The following is a 24,141-nucleotide window of genomic DNA, read 5'->3' as shown; positions in this document are numbered from 1 at the left end:
CCAAACGGCAGTCCTAATGCTTTTGCCTTGTGGGTAACGCATCATCAATGCCAAACCAATGTTTGAGCCTGCGATGCGTAGCCTTCTCCAAAACTTGGTAACTGGCCAAGGCGCCCAGCGCAATGACGGCGATGCACACCGGTATCATTGCATAGGGGTCTATTGCCCTGTGCTCGATGGCCCAGCGCCCAGCACACAGCACCAGTACGTGTAGCAGATAGACCGAGTAGGAGCAGTCCCCCAGCAGTTTTATCAAGCGCGAACCATGGAAGTAAGGCTCCAGCGCCACGCAACTGATCACTAACACGGCGCTGGGCACTCCCCATTCCAATACTCGGGGTACATCCGCGCCGTGGTAAATCGCTGCCAATGCCGCGACGACACCCAGCAACGCCAGCCAAGGCCTGGCTCGGCACAGACCGCGGCGGTAAAGTATGCCGATTGCCATGCCCATGAGAAATTCCAGAGCAATGTCATTACGGTAAAACCCATCGGCCAAGTCAAAGGCGGGGCCAATGACGTAGCACAGCAGATACAGCAGTACCGCCACCACCCACAGCCTATAGGCTTCACGCACCAGCAGCGCAACAGCAAACAGGCAGTAGAACAGCATCTCGAAATTCAGCGTCCAGCCCACATCCAGCAGTGGATACATGCCGTAGCCCGCCGGGTTTTGCGCGGGAATAAAGAGCATCGACAGGAGCGCATGACCCAGTTCTAGCTGAACGTCTGGGAACATCCAGGGCATGACCGTGACCAGCACAGCCAAAAGCACGGTATAGAACCAGTACGCCGGAGCAATCCTGGCCACGCGCATCAGCATGAAGCGCCAGGGCGTGAGCGCTTTATCGGCGCTCGCGAGGAAAATCACCAAGCCACTGATGACGAAGAATACGTCCACCCCGGCGCCGCCCTTTTCGACCAACAGGTCCTCGAAGGCGTTGTGGGCCTCGAAGTTGAAAAACAGCTGCATGACATGGTGACCCACCACCACCCATGCAGCCAACGCGCGCAACAACTGCACTGAAATCAGCATCGGCCTACCCCTTTCCAATCTGTAGGTAAATATCCGACTGCTTCAGCCCCGCATGCAGAAATGACCGGATCAATGCACTTCGTTATAGGTTCTCATAGCGGTTCATGTCCAATACGCCCTCTTCCACCGGCGTGGCTTCGTGGATGTACCGCGACAAGTCATGGAAATACTGCCAGAACAGCGGGTGACTGCGGCGAACACCCCAGCGGTCGACGATTTTCTCGAAGCTCTTGGCGTCCCTGGCCTGTTCCATCTGCGCGACAAACTCAGGCACTTGCCGGGCCGGGATATTGAACATGAAGTTCGGGTAGCTGCTGAGCACGCCAGGGTAAATAGTCACAGTGTCCAGGCCCGGCTGATAGCGATATGCCTCACCCAGCAGGAACGCCACGTTACTGTGGGCACGGTTGCGCAGCAGGCTGTAGACCTCGCGTTGGCCGCTGGCAGTTTCGATGCGCAGCATCGTGGCTTCGGGCAATTGCTCGATCACCTTGAGCCCTGCCGCCGGCCGCGAGGTCAGACGGCTCAGCGCTTGTTCGGCATCCTGCAAGGCCGGGTCAATGCCGTCGCGGGAGCAGAACGCGCCGCTGCAGCGGTTGATCGGGTCGGGGCTGGCGTTCAAATGGCCGTAGCGGGTCAACAACTGGTTGGCGAAGTCACGCTTGGGGTCTTTCTCGCTCAGGTGCAAACCACTGGCCTTGTCATCGTCAATCGCTTCGTAGTCCAGCCACAGCTTGAGCTTGCCGCTGTTCTGGTACCAGTCGTCCATGAAGTCTTCGCGGGTGTCGGCGGGCATCAGGCGCAGGAAGTTCTGCTCGGCGCCGTTGCGGATCAGGTCGAAATACAGGCGAGTCTGGGCCTGGTGCGAGACGTTACCAAACACATCGAAATTCACCGCCAACTGGTAATAGGTGCGTTCGAGCAGTGGGTAGTCGAACAGCCACATCGTCTGCGGAACCTCGCCAATCAGGCCCTTGGTCACCGAGGCGCTGTCGAAATGGCGGAAAATGCTCAACAAGGCATTGTCATTGCCCGCCCACAATGTCGACCAGCTCGGCGCCGGCAGGTCTGCATAGTTGTCACGGCGCAAGGCTTCGTACTGGTTGCGCTTGTCGCGATAGGCCAGCCACAGGCTCAGCACACTGCCCACGTCGTCATTCTGCCCAGGCATGGCCAGCAACGGCGTGGCCTGGCCGCGATAACGCGCATCGGTGACGTACAGATCGTGGTCGGGGTCCTGGAACAGCGTCCAGAAGTTATCGCGGATCACGTCCGTAGCGATCTGCCCACGGCACACCGGCCCGCGAATGAAGGTACGCACGAAGTACTCAGCGTTATCGAGCATGAATTGGTAACGCGCTTTGGCCGGGATCGCCTCGAATGTCGCGAACGGGTTGGCGCGGCTGCCGGGGCCGTAGCCTGGCAAGGCCGTGACTTGCCAGTCGCCGGCGTAGAACAATGCCTTGATCCGCGCCATCTTCGCCGCGCTGAAGGGGTAAGTGATGTGGGTTTTATGCACGATCACGCCCTGCACCGGCCATAGGCGGTAGTACACCTGGGTGCCCGGGTCGTCGTTGGGGCGACGGGTGGCGATCAGGTCAATCGGCTGGCCACTGGGCGTACGCGAACGCACCCACTGGAAGTAATGCCCCGGCTCGCCGTTCTCGAAATAGATATGCGCCAGGAACAAATGCTCGAACAGCCAGCGCGCCACCAGGCTTTCCCGGGCGCCCGGCTGGTTGAACAGGTTTTCCCACTGTTGCACTTGCAACGCTTCCCTGGCGCTCGGCGCCAGGCCCTGCTCGTCAATCGGCGCGCCGGAGGCCAGCCAGCGTTGCAAAGTCTGGTACTGCTGATCGGTCAGGCCGGTGACCGCCAGCGGCATGCCTTCCTTGGGGTGAGCGCCAGCATAGACATTGAATTCGCCGGGCGTTGCGCACATATTTTCGCGGTTGAGCCCCAGCACAATGTTGTCGGGCAGCTTGGCATTGGGCGCCAGCGGCGCGTTGTGCCCCAGCTCCAGCATGCGCGCCATCAGCGCAGCCTGGCTGCCCTGGGCGTCCAGCACCGAATAGAAGCCCTTCTGCTGCCACGCCTGCTTACCGAATGCGTCATAAAACAACCGCGTAGTTGGCGTGGCCTGGCTGCGCTCGCCGTCATACACCGGCATTTTGCTTGCCCCGCGTGCGGCGCCCTCGGCGCTGCCCAGGTTGAGCTGGCAGGCGGAGTCGTAGCAGGCGTGGCAGGCCACGCATTTCTCGGTGAAGATCGGTTGGATATCGCGGGTATAGGAAATCGCCGAAGCGGGACCCTCTGCCTGCGCAGTACTGGCTATCAAGGCCAGGACGGCGCTGACGATCAAACGAAGTGACATGTATCGGGTCCCGATTCAAGGCGTGCGGTCTGTGAAATGGCGGTGATTCTACCGGGCCATGACCGCCAGCAACATGAGCGATATTCATGCACAACCCGGACATGCTCCAAATCGGCACAGGTTTGCTATGATTCACGCCCTCCGTAATGCCTGACCAGAGTAGTCCCATGCCCGATCGTAGCGCTCGCCTGCAAGCCCTTCACCAAGCCCTCAAGGAACGTATCCTGATCCTGGACGGTGGCATGGGCACGATGATCCAGAGCTATAAGCTCGAGGAGCAGGACTACCGTGGCAAACGCTTCGCCGATTGGCCAAGCGACGTCAAGGGCAACAACGACCTGCTGGTGCTGACCCGTCCCGACGTGATTGGCGGCATCGAGAAGGCGTACCTGGACGCTGGCGCCGACATCCTTGAAACCAACACCTTCAACGCCACGCGTATCTCCATGGCCGACTACGGCATGGAAGAACTGGCCTATGAACTGAACGTGGAAGGCGCACGCCTGGCGCGCAAGGTGGCCGACGCCAAAACCCACGAGAACCCGGCCAAGCCGCGTTTTGTCGCCGGCGTACTGGGCCCGACCAGCCGTACCTGCTCGCTGTCGCCGGACGTGAACAACCCCGGCTACCGCAACGTGACCTTCGATGAGCTGGTGGAAAACTACACCGAAGCCACCAAGGGCCTGATCGAAGGCGGCGCCGACCTGATCCTGATCGAAACCATCTTCGACACCCTTAACGCCAAGGCCGCGATTTTCGCCGTGCAAGGGGTGTTCGAGGAACTGGGCGTGGAACTGCCGATCATGATCTCCGGCACCATCACCGACGCGTCCGGCCGTACCCTGTCGGGCCAGACCACCGAAGCGTTCTGGAACTCCGTGGCGCACGCCAAGCCGATCTCGGTCGGTTTGAACTGCGCCCTCGGCGCCAGCGAACTGCGCCCCTACCTGGAGGAGTTGTCGAACAAGGCCAACACCCACGTTTCGGCGCACCCCAACGCCGGCCTGCCCAACGAATTCGGCGAGTACGATGAACTGCCGTCAGAAACTGCCAAGGTCATCGAAGAATTCGCCCAAAGCGGCTTCCTGAACATCGTCGGCGGTTGCTGCGGCACCACGCCTGGGCATATCGAGGCCATCGCCAAGGCCGTGGCCGGGTATGCGCCGCGCCCGATCCCGGACATTCCCAAGGCCTGCCGCCTGTCGGGCCTGGAGCCGTTCACCATCGACCGCAGTTCGCTGTTCGTCAACGTCGGCGAACGTACCAACATCACAGGCTCGGCCAAGTTCGCCCGCCTGATCCGCGAAGACAACTACACCGAAGCCCTCGAAGTCGCCCTGCAGCAGGTGGAAGCCGGCGCCCAGGTGATCGACATCAACATGGACGAAGGCATGTTGGATTCGAAGAAGGCCATGGTGACCTTCCTCAATCTGATCGCCGGCGAGCCAGACATCTCCCGCGTACCGATCATGATCGACTCCTCCAAGTGGGAGGTGATCGAAGCAGGCCTCAAGTGCATCCAGGGCAAGGGCATCGTCAACTCCATCAGCATGAAGGAAGGCGTGGAGCAGTTCATTCATCACGCCAAGCTGTGCAAGCGCTACGGTGCGGCCGTGGTGGTGATGGCGTTCGACGAAGCCGGCCAGGCCGACACCGAAGCGCGCAAGAAAGAGATCTGCAAACGCTCCTACGACATCCTGGTCAATGAAGTCGGCTTCCCGCCGGAAGACATCATCTTCGACCCGAACATCTTCGCGGTCGCCACCGGTATCGAAGAGCACAACAACTATGCAGTCGATTTCATCAACGCCTGTGCCTATATCCGTGACGAACTGCCCTACGCGCTGACCTCCGGTGGCGTGTCCAACGTGTCGTTTTCGTTCCGCGGCAACAACCCGGTGCGCGAAGCGATCCACTCGGTGTTCCTGCTGCATGCGATCCGTGCGGGCCTGACCATGGGTATCGTCAACGCCGGCCAGTTGGAGATCTACGACCAGATCCCCGCCGAGCTGCGTGACGCCGTCGAAGACGTGGTACTCAACCGCACACCCGAAGGCACCGACGCCCTGCTCGCCATTGCCGACAAGTACAAGGGCGACGGCAGCGTCAAGGAAGCCGAGACCGAGGAATGGCGTGGCTGGGAGGTCAACAAGCGCCTGGAACATGCGCTGGTCAAGGGCATCACCACGCACATCGTCGAAGACACCGAAGAGTCGCGCCTGTCGTTCGCACGCCCGATCGAAGTGATCGAAGGCCCGCTGATGTCGGGCATGAACATCGTTGGTGACCTGTTTGGCGCCGGCAAGATGTTCCTGCCCCAGGTGGTGAAATCCGCCCGGGTGATGAAACAGGCGGTGGCCCACTTGATCCCGTTCATCGAGCTGGAAAAAGGCGACAAGCCCGAAGCCAAGGGCAAGATCCTGATGGCCACGGTCAAGGGCGACGTGCATGACATCGGCAAGAACATTGTCGGCGTGGTGCTGGGTTGCAACGGCTATGACATCGTCGACCTGGGCGTGATGGTGCCGGCGGAGAAGATCCTGCAGGTGGCCAAGGAGCAGAAGTGCGACATCATTGGCCTGTCCGGCCTGATCACGCCGTCGCTGGATGAGATGGTGCACGTGGCCCGCGAGATGCAGCGCCAGGATTTCCACCTGCCGCTGATGATCGGCGGTGCCACCACCTCCAAGGCGCACACGGCGGTGAAGATCGAGCCCAAGTACAGCAATGACGCGGTGATCTACGTCACCGACGCCTCCCGCGCCGTGGGCGTGGCCACCCAGTTGCTGTCCAAGGAATTGAAGGCCGGTTTCGTCGAGAAGACCCGCCTGGAATACATCGACGTACGTGAGCGCACCTCCAACCGCAGTGCGCGCACCGAGCGCCTGAGCTACCCGGCGGCAATCGCCAAGAAGCCGCAGTTCGACTGGAGCAGCTACACCCCGGTGGTGCCAACCTTTACCGGCGCCAGGGTACTGGACAATATCGACCTCAACGTCCTGGCCGAGTACATCGACTGGACGCCGTTCTTCATCTCCTGGGACCTGGCCGGCAAGTTCCCGCGCATCCTCACCGATGAGGTGGTAGGTGAAGCGGCTACCGCGCTGTATGCCGATGCCCGGGAAATGCTCAAGAAGTTGATCGACGAGAAACTCATCAGCGCCCGTGCGGTGTTCGGTTTCTGGCCGACCAACCAAGTGCAGGATGACGACCTGGAAGTCTACGGCGACGACGGCCAGCCTATTGCCAGGCTGCACCACCTGCGCCAGCAGATCATCAAGACCGACGGCAAGCCGAACTTCTCCCTGGCCGACTTCGTCGCGCCCAAGGACAGCGGCGTGACCGATTACATCGGTGGGTTCATCACCACCGCCGGCATCGGTGCCGAGGAAGTGGCCAAGGCTTACCAGGACGCGGGCGATGACTACAACTCGATCATGGTCAAGGCCCTGGCTGACCGCCTGGCCGAAGCCTGCGCCGAATGGCTGCACCAGCAAGTGCGCAAAGACTACTGGGGTTACGCCAAGGACGAACAGTTGGACAACGAAGCGCTGATCAAGGAGCAGTACAGCGGCATCCGCCCTGCCCCCGGCTACCCGGCGTGCCCGGATCACACCGAAAAAGCCCAGCTGTTCCAACTGCTCGACCCCCAAGCCCACGAAATGCACGCCGGTCGCAGCGGCGTGTTTCTCACCGAGCACTACGCGATGTTCCCGGCGGCAGCGGTCAGTGGCTGGTACTTTGCCCACCCCCAGGCGCAGTACTTCGCCGTGGGCAAGGTCGACAAGGATCAGGTCACCAGCTACACGGCACGCAAAGGCCAGGACCTGAGCGTGACGGAGCGTTGGCTGGCGCCGAATCTGGGCTACGACAACTGAGGTAACGCTGCTACTGGCTGCGGTAACCGTTTACCGCACCTACGATGACTCAATGCGATTTCCTGTGTCGGACCGATTCTCGGTCCGCTGAACCGGCAGCTCAGCACAACCGGTTTTATACAGGAAACGCATGTCATCATGACCGAACCCAATACTCCCTCGTCAAACTCAGCCTTTCGCCAACTGCCCGCCCAGGCAGTGCATGAGCGCTTCGCTACGCGGCCGGCGCTGTATTCCGTCGTCTTCAAAGCATTGCGCAGCCGTATGCTGGAGCACTACCCATCGCTGAACCTCGACTTGCTCGCGGTCAAACTGGCCAGCCCTCAGGCCAATGGTGAATACAACTACCCCGCACTCATGGAGGTGGCTGTCGCCCATGTACTGAACCCACAGTTACTTGACTTGAGCGCCGTACGCGAGCGTTCGTACTTCCTCACGACACAGCCCCCCGCCGTGCTCAAGACCGGGGATGGCCAGCCGCTCGACATGCAGGTGGTCGCCCAGATTCTTGACGAATTTCCCGCGTCCCTTTACTTGTACATGCAACACGATCTGGCCGACTACTGGAGCCAGGTCGACAATCATGGCAACAGCCGCTGGCAGTGGCTTGCAGAGTTCCTCAATGGTCAGATGATTGCCGCAGCGGCCAGCCAGTCACCGCTGAGCGACGTGCAGCGCGATATGCTGGCGGTAGTCGCCGCCTGGCCAGCGCAACGTGAGCGCCTGCCCCGTTCCTCACCCGCCACCTATGTATATTTCATCGAGAGCACACTCACCCGCGTCGGCAAGACGGTGCGGGTATTGACCCCGGACCTGTTATTGGTACGCGATAAACAGGTGTTGCTCTACAGCGTAGCCGGCGCAATCCAGGCGTTTGATTCGCTGGAGGCGTTCAGCCAGGCCTGGGGGAGCAGGATGCAACGCGAGTTTCAGTTCGACAGCCTCACTTGGCAACGCAACGAAACTGCCGCCAACGTGTTTGAACAACAGGCCGGGCTGATCCTCAACCAACAACTCGAAGACCTGGCAACCCTATCGTTCCAGGGGCAAGACGAAAAAGAACTTGATCAACGCCTGGACATGATCACCAACCCGGCCAGGTATTTTACCGACATCAAGTTGCCCGACACCGAGCGCCTTGGCACCGTGAGCCAGCAACTGCCGCAATGGCTCAAGCAAGCCGAGCCCGCGGATCGTTTCGCCTATCACCGCCACTTGCAGGATATGGCGCAAGTGCTGCAAAAAAACCAGGGGCGATCGTTCAACGAGGGCATTGAAAACATCCACACATTCAGCCGCAGCGCATTGCGCAAGCGGATGCAAGCCGATCACGGCGATTTCGACCCTGATGCGGTGCAGTTGGACTTTGCGGTAGCGGCGGGTTATCCGGGCGGCGCCGGAATCATCGAACATGTGCGCATGTCGCTGACGGAGCTGGCCCTGAAGAATCTGGCCGGCAAGCCCAAAGGTACGTTGAAGCTGTCTTCCACAACAGCCACGCCACTGCCTGGCTGGTTGAATGAAGACTATCTGATGGGCAGCAACGGCCTGATCCAGCGTGTCGATATCGGCACCACCTACCCCAATGCCCTCAAAGATCTGCTGCTGTCCGATACCATCGAGGCACGTCGCCGCGAGGTGCTGTTTACTCGCGAACTAAAGGCTCATCTGCCGATGCAGGCGCTGGAATTCAAGGTCCGCCAGCAGCATGGCATGACCGTGACGGGTTATCAGTATGTCAAGGCGCTCATGGAAGAAACGCCTTCGCTCAGACTCGTCAACGATCAGGAAATCGTCCTGCGCCCCCTGGCGTTGTGCCGCAAAGCCGGGGCCACGCCGGACGAAGTAAATAATATGTTTATCATTGAGCCTCGCGACTCCCAGGTCGGCCCACACTTGCTGTACCGACCGCTGTACGCCGAGTCCCTCTACGAATACCCCACGCGCCAGGCGCTGCTGGAGGCCATCGCCGAACCGGGTGCGTTGCAGGACAGCGTGCTGACCTGGCTGTCGGACAAGGCGCGCCCCATCTATGCACACGGCGGCATCAAAGAGCCGCACATCATCCGTTTCTTGCCCGGCGACGAGTTCAACCGACCCGAGAAACCAGCGCCCGCGACCCTGGCCGTCGATGACGGCGCCGGTGAATGGCTCCAGTCCCAGCTCAACGGCCAACTGCCCAACCATCTGTTTGGCAGCACCGCACGGGCACTGGTCGACCTGGCGGACCGCGAGTCGATCTCCAACACCGAAAGCCGATGGGCCATTGTGATGGAGGGTGCCTGGCTGTTGTTCAATACATTGCTGCTGCCCTTGGTACAGGGCCCAGCCATGTTGGCCGGCTGGTTCCTGGTGCTGGTTGCCAGCCTGGAACAGGACTTGGCAGGCCTGGACAGCAGCGATCCCACCACCCGCGAATTAGCGCTGATTGATCTGTTGCTCAATACGGCGATGGTCTTACTGCATGGTGCATCGCCTGCTGCCAAACCGTTGTCGCCGCCGAGTGCCACCGACAGCGCGTTGCGCCTTGAAACCTGGCGCCGTGCACCAGGCCTGCCGCCACCACAGGATGCGCCAGTGATACGTCCTGGCGCAGTGTCATTGCCGGGAGAACCCCCGGCATCAGGCCACACCGCCCTGGACTTCACTCGCTCGCTGGCAAGCCCACACGCAAGCGAACGACTGAGGGCGATGCTGGACATCAATGTGCCGTGGCCTGAACCCTTGCCGGCTGCGCAAGCCAGCGGCCCGCTCAAAGGCCTTTACCGCATAAATGGCACCTGGCACGCCAGCCTCGGCGGGTTGCTGTTCCAGGTCAATGTGGTGCCGGGATTCAACGAGGTCTATCTGGTACACCCGCGATATCCGCAACACCCCGGTTTCAAGCTGATAAGCGACCACCAGGGGCACTGGCGCCTGGACACTCACGCCAGGCTGGAGGGCGGCATGCCCCGAGAACGCTTGAGTAAATGGCAGAAGGAACGTGCCGAAAAGCTGGGTGTATTAAAGGCCGAATTGCAAGCAATAAATGCCGAAATATTCTCGCTGATACCCACTTCGCTTTCGCTCCAAAGCACTCTGAACGCCGCCCGTGCCCAACTTGTTGAACAAAGCAAAAGCCTGCGCAAGGATTGGTTATTGCTGGCCAGTTCCGCGAACATACCGAAGTTGCACGCAGAAGTTATTATCCGTCATGAGAAACGGCGCGTCGCGGCGGCCCAAGCCAGGACGCAGTGGAATATCGCCCTCGATAAATTCCAGCAGTACGGCCGCGAGGTAATGACGCTGATGAAAAAAGTCGAAGCCAAGACCAGCGAACTGATGGCTGTCGACAGGACTGACCCCACTTATGTAAGGGAGCGAAACAGGGCAAGCAAAAGCAATTTTGACTTCTGGGCAGGCATCTACGAATCGCTGTCGCAAAAAATGGCAGACGCCCTGGAAACCGATCGTGGCGAAACCGACGCTGAACTCAGCGCCCGCGCATCACGGGAGCTGCCGCAAAACATCAGCGACGCCTACGACGACTACATCATCACCAAAAAACGCCAGCTTGCCGCGCTTACAGAAATGGTCGAGCCCGCTGAAAAGATCGAGACGTTACTCAAAGAGGCAGACCCGGCCCTGCGCCAGATACTCTTGCAAGGCAAGCCCTCTGATCAAAACATCCGCTCGGTCGCGATCAAACAGCATGCCCTGCTGGTGTTCATCGACTTGGTGTTCAATCGCATGAATGACTCGCGCAACCCAACGGAATTTCCATTCGTACGCGAGCTGACCGACAAGAGAACGGCAACCAGCTTGATGGCGCATACGGAAATGCTCACCACTACCGGCTATTCGGCCCGAGAGCAGATCGACGTCCTCAAGGACGTTCTGGAGCGATATGAGCAATTGGAAAACGCTGTCACGTCGCTGGCTGAAATGAATTCCGGCTTCATTCGCGAGGAGCATCGCCAACCGTTTCTGGACTACCTGGCTTATGCCCGCACCAGCCTTGAAGCGCAGTTGGCCAATTTGATTCTGGTGGAAGAAGGCTTCGCGCCACTGCCAACGCCCGAGCGCATCACACGGCAGAAAGCACCGAACCGAAGAGTGATCAAGACCCGTGACCGCAGGACCCTGGTGGGTGAAGTGCGCCCTGCCCAGCGCGACACACCGGGTAACTTCGTCGATATCAAGGACCCGCTCACCGGAAAAACCCTCGCCACCTACCTTGAACACCCCGGCGAAGGTGTATGGAACGTAGTTGAAGAGGTCGGGCCCTCAGCGCCCGCGCCGACGGCAATCAAGCGTTCGCTGAAGACCATAGAAGCACAGGCGCAAACCGTCAGGGACGAGCGCACCGGCATTGACAGCAGCATCGCCTTCCAACAACGAAAGTTACGCGACCCGGGCCGACTGGAAAGCCTCGATCCCCTTGAGTGGGATGTGATACTGACCCAGCACGCAGCGAAGTTCACAACCCTTGCCGAAGAACTCCAGCGCGATCACGCCAACGATCCCGGTGCTCGCACGTTGATCGATCAGTACCGCAGCCTGGCGGCCGAGGCAACGCAACAGGCACGTGAGCGTTGCAGCGAAGGGTACAAGTTGCAACGCCCCAAAGCCTCCCACGTCGATTACTTGTGGAAACACGGTTTTGTCGATATCAACCTGGTGAAGAGCCGCGTGCCGTTGAAGGCCGGTGACTTTCTCACCGAGTATGCAGTACGCGATAAAAGCAAAATCAGGGCGGGTATAAAGGGTAAGGACAATGTTTTGTGGTACGCCCATTTCCATTATTCGACCGTCGATCAAGCGCCCTCCCAACCTGATTTCGGTCACCTTAAAACCCCGAGTGAACAGCGATATACGCGCCGGGAACTGATTGAACAGGCGCGTGCCGACAACCGCGCCGTGGTCAATCTGGAGAAAGCCGAGATCAAGCCACCGCTTGATCAGCGGCTATTCCTGGGGTTGGAGGTACTGGCTTCCAAATGAGCCTCGACAGACTGTCTATACTCTGCACGAGAACCTTGTTGACGAGGGGTTTATGGACGATCCAATCGATAACAAACCACCGACCTTCTGGCAGATGCTGCACAGCGTGACGGCCGCCGCGTTCGGTGTGCAAAGCGGCAAGAATCGCGCCCGCGATTTCACCCATGGCAAACCCAGCCACTTTGTGATCCTGGGCATTGCGTTCACGGTGGTGTTTGCCTTGACGCTGTTTGGCATCGTCAAGCTGGTGCTGTACCTGGCCGGTGTTTAACGCAGCCGCCGATGCAGACTGAACGCATAAACAGGACGCCGGTTTGCCAACGACCGCCAGCGCACGGAATCCACCGGCGCTGGCGGCGCTGACAACTGCAGGCGCTCATATGAACCTTGAATATAGACCGCCATCATCTTGGCTGCTCGACAACCAATCGCTGCTCAATCAACGGCTTTATTACTGGTGGCTGACCCAAAATACCGCGGTGCCGACCACGAGAATAATCAGAAACAAAATGGCCCAGGCATCAACGGTACTGTCAGGTTTACGGGCTTTGGTGGAATTACTCATCGCATCGCCTCTTGTCGGTTTTATAGGTGACTGCACTAAGACTCGTCCACAGTAAAGACCAGTCTTGCCCCCATGACAAATGTGGGTATCGCGATAACTGTTCTCATTAGTCAGTTTGGTTATGTGCATATACCCAAACATCACTTTTGCGCATATACGCAAACTGGTATCGTGCGCCGGCTCCGTTGGGAGTGCGCGGCCGTGCGCGCAGATTTGCCGAGAACAGGACCTATATGTACGTATACGACGAATACGATCAGCGCATCATCGAGGACCGCGTCAAGCAGTTCCGTGATCAGACCCGACGCTACTTAGCAGGTGAACTGAGCGAAGAAGAGTTCCGCCCTCTGCGCCTGCAAAATGGCCTTTACGTTCAGCGCTTTGCGCCGATGCTGAGGGTGGCCGTGCCGTATGGCCAACTGACGTCGCGCCAGACGCGAATGATGGCCAAGATCGCCCGCGACTTCGACAAAGGCTATGCCCACATCAGCACCCGCCAGAACGTGCAGTTCAACTGGCCGGCCCTGGAAGATGTGCCGGATATCCTGGCTGAACTGGCTACCGTGCAGATGCACGCCATTCAGACCAGCGGTAACTGCCTGCGCAACGTGACTACCGACCAATTTGCCGGCGTCGCTGCCGACGAGTTGATCGACCCACGGCCGTGGTGTGAAATCGTGCGCCAGTGGACTACCTTCCACCCTGAGTTCGCCTACCTGCCACGCAAGTTCAAGATCGCCATCAATGGCTCGACCTCGGACCGCGCCGCCATCGAAGTCCACGATATCGGCCTGGAGCCGGTGTACAACGCTGCAGGCGAGCTGGGCTTCCGTGTGCTGGTGGGTGGCGGCCTCGGTCGTACGCCGGTGGTCGGTGCGTTCATCAACGAGTTCCTGCCGTGGCAGGACCTGTTGAGCTACCTCGACGCCATCCTGCGGGTCTACAACCGCTATGGCCGTCGCGACAACAAGTACAAGGCCCGGATCAAGATCCTGGTCAAGGCGTTGACCCCTGAGGTGTTTGCCCAGAAAGTCGATGCCGAAATGGAACACCTGCGCGGCGGCCAGACCACCCTGACCGAAGCCGAAGTGCACCGCGTCGCCAAGCACTTCGTCGACCCTGAGTATAAGGCCCTGAGCAATCAGGACGCCGAGCTGGCCGCACTCGACCAGCAACACCCAGGTTTCGCCCGCTGGCGCACGCGCAATACCCTAGCGCACAAGAAGCCCGGCTACGTGGCAGTGACCCTGTCGCTCAAGCCCACCGGCGTTGCACCTGGCGATATCACCGACAAGCAACTGGATGCCGTCGCCGACCTGGCCGAGCGCTACAGCTTTGGCCAACTGCGCACCTCCCACGAGCAGAACATCATTCTCGCGGACGTTGAACAGAGCCAATTGTTCACCCTGTGGGGCGAACTGCGCGAAGGCGGCTTTGCTACGCCGAACATCGGCCTGCTGACCGATATCATCTGCTGCCCGGGCGGCGACTTCTGCTCCCTGGCCAACGCCAAGTCGATCCCGATTGCCGAGTCGATCCAGCGCCGTTTCGACGACCTGGATTACCTGTTCGACATCGGCGAGCTGGACCTGAACATCTCCGGTTGCATGAACGCCTGTGGTCACCACCACGTCGGCCACATCGGCATCCTGGGCGTGGACAAGAAAGGCGAAGAATTCTACCAAGTGTCCCTGGGTGGCAGCGCCAGCCGCGATGCGAGCCTGGGCAAGATCCTCGGCCCATCCTTCGCCCAGGAAGCCATGCCGGAGGTGATCGGCAAGCTGATCGACGTGTATATCGAACAGCGTACCGAAGATGAGCGTTTCATCGACACCTACCAGCGCATCGGCATCGACCTGTTCAAGGAGCGCGTCTATGCAGCGAATCATTAAGAATAACGAAGTCGTCGACGAAACCTGGCACCTGCTGCCCAAGGACGCGAGCTTCGACGGCATCTCCAACTGCGACGACCTGATCGTGCCGCTGGCCCTGTGGCGCGAGCACGGCCACGCCCTCAAGGCCCGCGACGGCGGTTTGGGTGTTTGGCTGGACGCCGATGAAGAAGCCGAAGAAATCGGTGACGACGTGCAGCACTTCCAGGTCATCGCCCTGAACTTCCCGGCCTTCACCGACGGGCGCAACTACTCCAACGCACGCCTGCTGCGTGACCGTTATGGTTACAAGGGTGAATTGCGCGCCATTGGCGACGTGCTGCGTGACCAGTTGTTCTACCTGCACCGCTGTGGGTTCGATGCCTTCGCCTTGCGCGCGGACAAAGACCCGTACGAAGCGCTGGAAAGTCTCAAGGACTTCTCGGTGACCTATCAAGCGGCCACCGATGAACCACTGCCGCTGTTCCGCCGCCGCTGACACCTTGTCCCTGTAGGAGCGAGCTTGCTCGCGAAAAACCTGAACGATAACGCTGACATCCTGAATGAACGCGTTGTCCTCGAGTTCTTCGCGAGCAAGAACTGGGCGTCCCCCTCGTTCCTACAGTTCCATCGCCCGTCAATCCTGTGTGATCGACTGCCGCTTGACATTAAAGTTAACTTTAAGCTTAGCCTGAGACCTCCCCTGCTCAGGAGTTAACCCATGTCACCGTTCGAATCGCTGCAACTGCCCAACGGCCAAGTCATCGCCAACCGCATCGGCAAGGCCGCGATGGAAGAGAATATGGCGGACCTGCATCAGGCACCGTCCAAAGCCTTGAAGCAGCTGTACAAGATCTGGGCCGACGGCGAGCCCGGCCTGCTGCTGACCGGTAACGTGATGATCGACCGCCGCGCCATGACCGGCCCTGGCGGTGTCGCGCTGGAAAACGAGCAACACCTGGCCAGTTTTCGTGAATGGGCCGACGTAGCCCGGGCCAAAGGTGTGCACTTCTGGGTACAGCTCAGCCATCCAGGCCGCCAGACCATGGCCAACCTCGGTCAACAAGCATTGGCACCCTCGGCTATTGCGCTGGATGTGGGCAGTTTTTCCAAGATGTTCGCCAAACCCAAGGCCATGACCGAAGATGACATCCAGGACGTCATCAAGCGCTTCGCCACCAGCGCCCGCCTGGCCGAGCAAGCCGGGTTCACCGGGGTGCAGATCCACGGCGCCCATGGCTATTTGTTGAGCCAATTTCTCTCGCCCTTGAGCAACCACCGTACCGACCGCTGGGGCGGCCCCTTGGAAAACCGCGCACGCCTGCTGCTGGAGGTCGTCCGTGCCGTACGTGCCAGCGTCAGCCCTTCATTTTGTGTGTCGGTGAAGCTCAATTCCGCAGACTTCCAGCGCGGCGGCTTCGATGAGACCGATGCACGCGCTGTAGTGGAGATGCTCAATACGCTGAAGATCGACTTGCTTGAGTTGTCCGGCGGCAGCTATGAAGCGCCGGCCATGCAAGGTGAGGCGCGGGACGGCCGAACCTTGGCCCGTGAAGCCTACTTTTTGGATTTCGCCACGCAAATGGCGAGCATCGCCACCATGCCACTGATGGTGACCGGAGGTATTCGCCGCTTACCGGTGGTCCAGCAAGTATTGGACAGCGGCATCGCCATGGCCGGCATCGCCACCGCCCTTACTCTGGAGCCGCAACTGATCAAACAGTGGCGTGAAGGTCGCGACCTCAACCCACAACTGCGGCCCATGGAATGGAAGCGCAAACCGCTGGCCGCCCTCGCCACCCTCGCCGTGGTGCGCGACCAGATGCGTCGTCTGAGCCGCGGCCGTCTGCCCAACCCCAACGTTGCGCCCTGGCTGGCATTGGCCTGTGACCAGTGGTTTATCGCGCGGCGTACGCGGCAATACCGCGCAAGCATGACGCAATCTTCACATTAAAGGCGGAGCATTCGCCGTGATTGAACTGTCCCCTACTGATCAGCAGTTTTTCAACCTCACTGACGATTGGAGTTCCTCATGGCGAAAATCAACCTGGCCCAGCAGTTGGCGACCACCCTGGAACAAGCGGGTATCAAGCGTATCTGGGGGCTGACCGGCGACAGCCTGAATGGCCTGACCGACGCCCTGCGCAGCATGGACAGCATCGAGTGGATGCATGTGCGCCACGAGGAGGTTGCCGCCTTCGCCGCCGGTGCCGAAGCGGCGGCCACCGGCGAGTTGACGGTGTGCGCCGGCAGTTGCGGGCCGGGTAACCTGCATTTGATCAATGGTTTGTTCGATTGCCATCGCAACCATGTGCCGGTGCTGGCGATTGCCGCGCAAATTCCGTCCTCGGAGGTTGGCCTGAATTACTTTCAGGAAACCCATCCCCAGGAACTGTTCAAGGAATGCAGCCACTTTATCGAGCTGGTGAGCAACCCTGAACAGATGCCTCAAGTGCTGCATCGTGCCATGCGTTCGGCGATCCTCAACCGAGGCGTGGCGGTGGTGGTGATTCCGGGGGATGTGTCGCTGCTGGAGGTGGAAGATAAGCTCAAGCCGTGGCCGGCCTTGCACGCACCGCGCACCGTGCCGGTTGAGCAGGACTTGCAGCGCCTCACCGACATGCTCCAGAGCAGCGAGAAAGTCACCCTGCTGTGTGGCAGCGGCTGTGCCGGTGCCCACGATCAAGTGGTGGCGCTGGCCGACGCCCTCGGCGCACCGGTGGTTCACGCACTGCGGGGCAAGGAGCACGTGGAGTGGGATAACCCATTCGACGTCGGCATGACCGGCCTGATCGGTTTCAGCTCCGGCTACCACGCCATGCTCGATTGCGACACCTTGGTCATGCTCGGCACCGACTTCCCTTATCGCCAGTTCTACCCGACCGACGCCAGGATCATCCAGGTGGACCGCAACCCCCAAGCCCTGGGGCGGCGTGCGACCTTGGACCTGGGCATCGCCGCCGATGTCAGTGAAACCATCGACGCGCTGTTGCCGCGCCTGACCCGCAAGACCGATCGCAGCTTCCTCGAAACCTCCCTCAAGCACTACGAAAAAGCCCGCCAAGGCCTGGATGAACTGGCGCAACCGTCCAAAGCCGGCCGGCCGATTCATCCCCAGTATGTGGCGCGCTTGCTCAGCGAACTGGCCGATGATGATGCGATCTTTACCGCCGATGTCGGCTCACCCACCGTGTGGGCGGCGCGCTATCTGAAGATGAACGGCAAGCGCCGGCTGATCGGCTCGTTCAACCATGGCTCGATGGCCAACGCCATGCCTCAGGCTATCGGCGCCCAGGCGGCGTTCCCTGGACGGCAGGTGATCTCGATGTCTGGGGACGGTGGTTTCACCATGTTGATGGGGGATTTCATTTCCCTGGCGCAGCTGCAATTGCCGGTCAAACTCGTGGTGTTCAACAATTCGTCCCTGGGCTTTGTCGCCATGGAGATGAAGGCTGCGGGTTACCTGGACACCGGCACCGAGCTGAAAAACCCGGACTTCGCGGCCATGTCCAATGCCATGGGCATTTTGGGCATACGTGTGGAGCAATCCGAAGACCTGGAACCGGCACTGCGCCGCGCCCTGGCCCACGATGGCCCGGTGTTGGTGGACGTGGTGACCGCGACTCAGGAACTGGTGATGCCGCCGAGCATCAAGCTGGAACAGGCCAAGGGGTTCAGCCTGTACATGCTCAAGGCGGTGATGAGCGGGCGTGGCGATGAGGTTATCGAACTGGCACGCACCAACTGGTTGCGATAACCCCCTACTGTAGGAGCGAGCTTGCTCGCGAAGATCGCTAACGGTAACGCTGACATCCTGAATGAACGCGTCGTCGTCGAGTTTTTCGCGAGCAAGCTCGCTCCTACAGGTGCCGGGCTAATTTCAGCCTTTCTGTTTTTCTACCCACTTGCCGTAGGCATCGATGAATGCCTGCAGGAACGGCTTAGTCTTTTCCGACACCCTCCCCGCCTCATCGAACACACTGCCTGCCCCGCCCAAGTAGGCTTCCGGCTGTTGCATGCACCACACATCCAGGAACACCAGGGACTGGCGCAAATGGTGGTTGGCGCCAAAGCCGCCAATGGCACCCGGCGACACGCTGATGATCGCCCCCGGCTTGCCACTCCAGGCGCTTTGCCCGTATGGGCGCGAACCCACGTCGATGGCATTTTTCAAGGCCGCCGGCACGGAGCGGTTGTATTCGGGGGTGACGAACAGCACCGCGTCGGATGAGCTCACTTGTTTGCGGAAAGTACTGTAGGCTGCGGGCGGTGTTGCACCGTCGATGTCCTCGTTGTAGAGCGGCAAGTCGCCGATTTCAACAATGTTCAACTTGAGATTGGCAGGGGCCAGTTCGGCCAGGGCCAGGGCGACCTTGCGGTTGATCGACTCTTTTCTCAAGCTGCCCACCAGGACGGCAATCGTGTAGACCTTGCTCATTGAGGTTTCCCGACTTCTGAATAAAGGAGCCTGTAGTTATAGAGGCTTCGCGACGCGTTCACCAGAGGGTTTTGCGGATTCCCTCGCCGTTTTCCTTGCAAGCACTTGCGTAGGAAGCGTCTGAAAATATCAGCGAATAGTATTTTTTTCTTATAGGTAAACTACCCCGCTCCCTGACGGTCTACAGAACCGCAAATCGAGTGTTTATCTCCAGAGGTTCTAAACAGATGGCTGCAGTACTTGTTGGACAGTTTCATGCCAGAGACGCGGAAGGCCGCGTGTATTCGGTGCATGAGTTCCAGGAATCCAACCCGGCGCAAGGCGACCTGGCCGGATCGACGCCCACCACGACCTACAAGCTGGCCATTGGCGACCGTGTAGAAAAGCTGGAAGGTGATGAATTCAAACTGATCCAGTCAGGCACCATTCTCGTGCGCGAGTCCGAAACCACTCTGGCATCGTAAGCGCTTGCCTTGTTCACCTGCTCAGTCCTGGGGACTGGGCTGGGGACGTTCATGGGCGGCGGATCTGCGTCACCTCTATGCCCTGCTCGTCTTGCTTGAGCGTCACGAGCACCTGGCCGTGCTCCCCTTGCACGGTAAACATCGAGCGCTTGTAACCTGCCGCATTGTACGCGGGGTAAGCCTCCACCTCCCTGACCAGGGTGATCACCACGACTGCGCCCACCTGCTCGCCCACCTGTTGCTGGGAGCGAATAAAGGCTTCCAGTGCGAGGTTGTCCGGCGTCGGTTCATCCTGATGATTGAAGAAGTAAGCCGCCAGGCCTCCCACGGTCACCAGGACCACGAGTTGCTTGGCCGTTACCCCGAAGAACGTCGAGGGTAGAGGCATATGAGACCAGACCTGTTTTTTATTTTAAGTACCGGGAAACCGGCAGGGGTCGTTGCTGATCAGACCCGCCATTCTAATGGGGTCCTGGCTGAGCGCCATAGGCCGGGACGACCCCGGCAGTCTTTTTTGCGCACGAAGGCCTGCGCCATTGAATCCCCTGCGCACTGCACATAGACTCCGGCCATGCGTTTACGTCATATCGAAGTGATTCAGGCCATCTTGCAGACCGGCCACCTCGGCACCGCCGCCGAGTGGTTGCAACTCCCCGTGGGCGAAGTAGACGCCACCCTCAAGGACGCTGAGCAGCAACTGGGCTTCATGCTGTTCGCCAGCGTGCGCGGGCGCTTGCAGGCCACCCGGGAAACCCTGGAATTGCAGGCACAAATCACTGCTCTGTACGAAGCCCTGGAGCCGCTGCAACGCCTTGCCAGCCGCTTGAAACACCATCATGCGCCGCCCCTGCGCGCGCTCTGCACACCGCCGCTGGCCAACCAACTGTTGCCGCAGAGCATTGCTGCGCTGCGTCGACGTTTCCAGGATATGCCGTGCAACCTGTCGAGCCAGCCAGTTGGCGAGATCATCAACAGCCTGCTGTTGCATGAAGCCGATGTGGGCCTGAGCCTGCATGACCCTGAGCATCCACACATCCAAAGCACGGTGCTGGCCCAAGGCAAATTGCAGTTGCTGGCCCCCCATGGCTGGCTCAAGCCCAAGCAAAAATACATTGCGCTGCAGGAGTTGGCCGGCCAGTCGTTGATCGGCCTTGAAGGCCATGACCCGCTCAGCCGCTTGCTGGATGCCAAGCTGCACGCCCTGCGGCCGTTGCCCGTGGTGCAGACGCGGGTGCAAACCTACCCGATGATGCGCGGCCTGGTGGAGGCCGGAGAAGGCCTGGCGATTGTCGACCCGTTCACCGCCTTGGGTGCACGCGAGTCCGGGCTTGATGCGTGCCCGGTGTCGCCACCGATAGTGGTCAGCCTGTATGCGCTGACCTTGAAAGACGCTGCGCCCTCCCCGGCATTGAATGCGCTGCTGGAAATCGTCATCCAGAAAGCCGAAAGCCTGCTTGGCAACGACACCAAGCCCCTGTAGGAGCGAGCAAGCTCGCGCCTACAGGGGTCAGACAGCCTCCACCTGCGCCTTGAACAACCGATACCAGAAAATCGCGACCTCGCGGGTTTGCGGGTCAATCCCGCGATAACGCAGTTGATCAATGCCGCCCATTACATAGCCACAACGCTCATACAGGCGACAGGCGCCGAGGTTGTTGTTCTGGGTCTCAAGCATCATGCCCGGCAGGTTCTTCTTGCGAGCCCAGAACTGCGCCACGTCCAACAACGACTTGGCCACGCCATGTCGGCGCGCCGGTAACGCCACGGCCAACTCGTCAACATGGGCGAAACCGTTCCAGTTGGTGCTGACCACGATATGCCCCACTGCGCGGTCATCCAGGTACGCCATGAAGATCGAGCTGTCGGCGGCATCACGGAAACTGGCGAACTCTTCCGGGTCGATGCCATAGCACTTGCGGTACGGCAGCACTTTTTCCACCGGCCATTGTTCGACGCGCTGGCCCATTTGCGGCACCCCATAGGCACTGACTTCAAAGCTGAAATCATTGCCCCACACATAGGCATCAAAACCTTCGTCGGCGACTCGCACACTGAGCCCTGGATACTTCGGGTTCATTACAGCTTGCATAGACTTCCTTAACCCTTGATGCAGTCGACGGTATAACGACGGCCACTGCCGTCATCTTCGTGTTGCAGCCCATGCACATCCGCGACAAAACCGGGGAAACTGCTATCGAACGTGCGGGCAAATGCCAGGTAATCGATGATTGAACGGGTTGACTCGGTGAAGCGTTCGCCGGGCATGATCAGTGGTATGCCCGGCGGGTAAGGCACCAGCATCACAGCGGCGATGCGTCCTGCCAAGGCATCGATGCAGACCGCCTCCACCTCGCCCCTGACCAACTGGTCGTAGGCATCGGCGGGTTTCATCGCGATTTGCGGCAATACCGTATACATACGCTTGAGGTGCCTGGCCGTGGCATTGCTACGGTAACAGCTGTGCAACTGGTCGCAAAGGTCGCGCAGGCCCAGGCCTTGATAGCGTGCCGGGCCTTGGGCATACACCGACGGCAAGCAAGTGGCCAGGCTGACATTGGCATCGTAGCTACGCTTGAACTCCAGCAGCTCGGTGAGCAAGGTGCTCCATTTACCTTTGGTAATGCCCATGGAAAACAGCACGAGAAACGAATACAGCCCAGTCTTCTCCACCACCAGCCCGCGCTCCCAGAGGAACTTGCTGACCACTGCAGCGGGAATCCCACACTCGCTCAAGGCCCCACCGGCGTTGAGGCCAGGCATCACCAGCGTGACTTTGATCGGGTCCAGCAGCACGTAGTCCTCTACCACGTCGCCAAAGCCATGCCACTCATCCCCAGGATGCAACAACCAATCCGCTGTGGCGACCCGGTCGATGCCCGCGACCGAGGGTGGCTGCCAGATGGAGAACCACCAGTCTTCGGCCGCGATATGCTGACGCAGGTTGGCCAGGGCACGACGAAAACTCAAGGCCTCGTCGAACATTTCCTGGAGCAGCGAGCGCCCGGCCGGGCCTTCCATCATTGCCGAGGCCACATCCAGCGACGCGATGATGCTGTATTGCGGCGAGGTGGAGATATGCATCATGAAGGCTTCATTGAAGCGGTCACGGTCCAGTTGCCGTGCGCCGCCGTCCTGCACGTGGATCATCGACGCCTGGCTGAATGCCGCCAGCAACTTATGCGTACTGTGGGTGGTGAACACCAAGGGGCTGTCCGGCGTGCGCGAGGTACCCATGCCATAACGCCCGGCGAAGAACTCGTGAAAGGCGGCATAGGCATACCAGGCCTCATCAAAATGCAGCACCTCGACACTGTTGCCCAGTTGCTGCTTGATCAGTTCGGCGTTGTAACACAGGCCGTCATAGGTGGAGTTGGTCACCACCGCCAATTTCACTTTCGGTGGTCGCCCACGGGTCAAGGGGCTGGCGTCGATCTTGGCGCGGATCGACTCAGGGCTGAATTCGCTCAGGGGGATCGGGCCGATGATCCCCAGCTCGTTGCGCTCCGGGCACAGGTACAGCGGGATCGCGCCGGTCATGATGATCGAATGCAACACCGACTTGTGGCAATTGCGGTCTACCAGCACCAGGTCATCGCGCCCCACCATGGAATGCCAGACGATCTTGTTGGCAGTGGACGTGCCGTTGATCACGAAGAACGTATGGTCGGCGCCAAAGTTGCGCGCGGCGCGGGCCTCGGCTTCGGCCAAAGGCCCGGTGTGATCGAGCAGCGAGCCCAGTTCGGGCACCGATACCGACAAGTCAGAGCGCAGGGTGTTTTCCCCGAAGAACTGATGAAACGCCTGCCCCACCGGGCTTTTGCGATAGGCCACGCCACCGCCATGACCGGGGGTGTGCCAGGAATAATTGGAATCGGCGGTGTGTTGCACCAGCGCCTTGAAGAACGGCGGCAACAGGCCATCCAGGTACGTGCGTGCGGCGCGGGCGACTTGGCGCGCCAGAAACGGCACGGTGTCTTCGAACAGATAAAGGATGCCGCGCAGCTGGTTGAGCTCGCTCATGGCATCGGCGGGGGCGTTTTCCAGGGTGACTTGCTCGCCCAGCGCAAAGATCGGCAGGTTGGGTGCGCGCAGGCGCGCCAAGCGAATCAACTCCACCATGTTCTGCAACAGATGGGTGTTTTCCCCGGCGCCTTCGGCGGCAATCAGCATGCAGGCCAGACCGTGATGGGTAGCGGCCACCAGCCGCCCCTCGGCGTAGTCCACCGCAGAAAAAATACTGAAGCCCTCCTGTTCCAACTCCCTGGCGATGCCTCGAACCCGGTCACCGGCAACGGTGTCGGCCTTGATGTCACGGTGCACGATCAGAACGGGGAACTTCAGGTCTTTGTACATGAGCACTCTTACTCCGGAGGCTTTGCACAAGGGTAGAAGCTGGAAGCAAAAGTGGCGAATGAAGATTTCATAGGTGTTCGAGAGGTGTCTACATAAGTCGCGAGGGAGCTTGCTCCCGTGACGGCCCGCCTGACGGGCCATACTTGCCGGACACCCCGCGATCAAACTGTGGGAGCTGG

15 protein-coding genes are annotated in these 24,141 nt (G+C 60.0%); 9 read left to right on the top strand and 6 right to left on the bottom strand.

The genetic code is table 11. The features are described from left to right. Positions 1–13: 13 nt before the first annotated feature. Both JJD66_RS20450 and JJD66_RS20445 read right to left on the bottom strand, forming a co-directional pair. Entirely contained in the window at positions 14–1,036 is a 1,023-nt protein-coding gene (locus JJD66_RS20450; protein ID WP_200648885.1) for an acyltransferase family protein, read from the bottom strand. A gap of 82 nt (positions 1,037–1,118) precedes the next feature. Beyond that, complete coding sequence (locus JJD66_RS20445; protein ID WP_200648884.1) at positions 1,119–3,410, bottom strand: fatty acid cis/trans isomerase; 2,292 nt, start codon at positions 3,408–3,410, stop codon at positions 1,119–1,121. Positions 3,411–3,577: 167 nt separating this feature from the next. Here JJD66_RS20445 and metH point away from each other — a divergent pair, with 167 nt between their 5' ends. From metH to poxB, 7 genes are all read left to right on the top strand, one after another. Next, positions 3,578–7,288, top strand: a complete 3,711-nt coding sequence (gene metH, locus JJD66_RS20440; RefSeq protein ID WP_200648883.1) for a methionine synthase — start codon at positions 3,578–3,580, stop codon at positions 7,286–7,288. Between the two features lie 138 nt (positions 7,289–7,426). Beyond that, the gene (locus JJD66_RS20435) at positions 7,427–12,271 is read left to right on the top strand and encodes a dermonecrotic toxin domain-containing protein (RefSeq protein WP_200648882.1); all 4,845 of its coding nucleotides are present in this window, start codon (positions 7,427–7,429) and stop codon (positions 12,269–12,271) included. 52 nt (positions 12,272–12,323) lie between these two features. Continuing rightward, a complete protein-coding gene (locus JJD66_RS20430; protein ID WP_057702850.1) occupies positions 12,324–12,542 on the top strand; it encodes a DUF2970 domain-containing protein in 219 nt (72 codons plus the stop codon). Positions 12,543–13,069: 527 nt separating this feature from the next. Beyond that, positions 13,070–14,728: a nitrite/sulfite reductase gene (locus JJD66_RS20425; RefSeq protein WP_003190712.1), complete on the top strand. Its 1,659-nt coding sequence runs from the start codon at positions 13,070–13,072 to the stop codon at positions 14,726–14,728. After that, a complete protein-coding gene (locus JJD66_RS20420; RefSeq protein ID WP_198716103.1) occupies positions 14,712–15,206 on the top strand; it encodes a DUF934 domain-containing protein in 495 nt (164 codons plus the stop codon). Before JJD66_RS20425 ends, JJD66_RS20420 begins: the two co-directional genes overlap by 17 nt. 222 nt (positions 15,207–15,428) lie before the next feature. Then, a complete protein-coding gene (locus JJD66_RS20415) occupies positions 15,429–16,661 on the top strand; it encodes an NADH:flavin oxidoreductase/NADH oxidase family protein (RefSeq protein ID WP_200648881.1) in 1,233 nt (410 codons plus the stop codon). A 78-nt stretch (positions 16,662–16,739) separates the two neighbouring features. After that, positions 16,740–18,464: a ubiquinone-dependent pyruvate dehydrogenase gene (poxB, locus tag JJD66_RS20410; RefSeq protein ID WP_200648880.1), complete on the top strand. Its 1,725-nt coding sequence runs from the start codon at positions 16,740–16,742 to the stop codon at positions 18,462–18,464. Positions 18,465–18,587: 123 nt separating this feature from the next. On the opposite strand, the gene JJD66_RS20405 is transcribed toward poxB, so the two are convergent. Then, on the bottom strand, positions 18,588–19,145 hold the full coding sequence (locus tag JJD66_RS20405; protein ID WP_105227049.1) for an NADPH-dependent FMN reductase: 558 nt from the start codon (positions 19,143–19,145) through the stop codon (positions 18,588–18,590). Positions 19,146–19,372: 227 nt separating this feature from the next. On the opposite strand from JJD66_RS20405, the gene JJD66_RS20400 reads away from it, so the two are divergent. Next, a complete protein-coding gene (locus JJD66_RS20400; protein WP_032874044.1) occupies positions 19,373–19,609 on the top strand; it encodes a hypothetical protein in 237 nt (78 codons plus the stop codon). Between the two features lie 49 nt (positions 19,610–19,658). Here the strand turns inward: JJD66_RS20400 and JJD66_RS20395 are convergent, their stop codons facing one another. Then, positions 19,659–19,997: a hypothetical protein gene (locus JJD66_RS20395; protein ID WP_105227051.1), complete on the bottom strand. Its 339-nt coding sequence runs from the start codon at positions 19,995–19,997 to the stop codon at positions 19,659–19,661. A gap of 183 nt (positions 19,998–20,180) precedes the next feature. Between JJD66_RS20395 and JJD66_RS20390 the strand changes: the two genes are divergently transcribed. Next, on the top strand, positions 20,181–21,089 hold the full coding sequence (locus JJD66_RS20390; RefSeq protein WP_105227052.1) for a LysR substrate-binding domain-containing protein: 909 nt from the start codon (positions 20,181–20,183) through the stop codon (positions 21,087–21,089). A gap of 27 nt (positions 21,090–21,116) precedes the next feature. On the opposite strand, the gene JJD66_RS20385 is transcribed toward JJD66_RS20390, so the two are convergent. Continuing rightward, on the bottom strand, positions 21,117–21,686 hold the full coding sequence (locus tag JJD66_RS20385; protein ID WP_019820276.1) for a GNAT family N-acetyltransferase: 570 nt from the start codon (positions 21,684–21,686) through the stop codon (positions 21,117–21,119). 20 nt (positions 21,687–21,706) lie between these two features. Next, positions 21,707–23,962, bottom strand: a complete 2,256-nt coding sequence (locus JJD66_RS20380; RefSeq protein WP_054897499.1) for an Orn/Lys/Arg decarboxylase N-terminal domain-containing protein — start codon at positions 23,960–23,962, stop codon at positions 21,707–21,709. Positions 23,963–24,141 lie beyond the last annotated feature (179 nt).

The organism is Pseudomonas sp. MF6751 (assembly GCF_016613265.1).
In the GTDB taxonomy this organism is placed as follows: domain Bacteria; phylum Pseudomonadota; class Gammaproteobacteria; order Pseudomonadales; family Pseudomonadaceae; genus Aquipseudomonas; species Aquipseudomonas fluorescens_BV.
This window is presented reverse-complemented; position numbering and strand designations above follow the sequence as displayed.

Bases quoted from the DNA above. Each gene is read 5' to 3' on its own strand.
- JJD66_RS20450 (WP_200648885.1), bottom strand. From the start codon at position 1,036: ATGCTGATTTCAGTGCAGTTGTTGCGCGCGTTGGCTGCATGGGTGGTG.
- JJD66_RS20445 (WP_200648884.1), bottom strand. From the start codon at position 3,410: ATGTCACTTCGTTTGATCGTCAGCGCCGTCCTGGCCTTGATAGCCAGT.
- metH (WP_200648883.1), top strand. From the start codon at position 3,578: ATGCCCGATCGTAGCGCTCGCCTGCAAGCCCTTCACCAAGCCCTCAAG.
- JJD66_RS20435 (WP_200648882.1), top strand. From the start codon at position 7,427: ATGACCGAACCCAATACTCCCTCGTCAAACTCAGCCTTTCGCCAACTG.
- JJD66_RS20430 (WP_057702850.1), top strand. From the start codon at position 12,324: ATGGACGATCCAATCGATAACAAACCACCGACCTTCTGGCAGATGCTG.
- JJD66_RS20425 (WP_003190712.1), top strand. From the start codon at position 13,070: ATGTACGTATACGACGAATACGATCAGCGCATCATCGAGGACCGCGTC.
- JJD66_RS20420 (WP_198716103.1), top strand. From the start codon at position 14,712: ATGCAGCGAATCATTAAGAATAACGAAGTCGTCGACGAAACCTGGCAC.
- JJD66_RS20415 (WP_200648881.1), top strand. From the start codon at position 15,429: ATGTCACCGTTCGAATCGCTGCAACTGCCCAACGGCCAAGTCATCGCC.
- poxB (WP_200648880.1), top strand. From the start codon at position 16,740: ATGGCGAAAATCAACCTGGCCCAGCAGTTGGCGACCACCCTGGAACAA.
- JJD66_RS20405 (WP_105227049.1), bottom strand. From the start codon at position 19,145: ATGAGCAAGGTCTACACGATTGCCGTCCTGGTGGGCAGCTTGAGAAAA.
- JJD66_RS20400 (WP_032874044.1), top strand. From the start codon at position 19,373: ATGGCTGCAGTACTTGTTGGACAGTTTCATGCCAGAGACGCGGAAGGC.
- JJD66_RS20395 (WP_105227051.1), bottom strand. From the start codon at position 19,997: ATGCCTCTACCCTCGACGTTCTTCGGGGTAACGGCCAAGCAACTCGTG.
- JJD66_RS20390 (WP_105227052.1), top strand. From the start codon at position 20,181: ATGCGTTTACGTCATATCGAAGTGATTCAGGCCATCTTGCAGACCGGC.
- JJD66_RS20385 (WP_019820276.1), bottom strand. From the start codon at position 21,686: ATGAACCCGAAGTATCCAGGGCTCAGTGTGCGAGTCGCCGACGAAGGT.
- JJD66_RS20380 (WP_054897499.1), bottom strand. From the start codon at position 23,962: ATGTACAAAGACCTGAAGTTCCCCGTTCTGATCGTGCACCGTGACATC.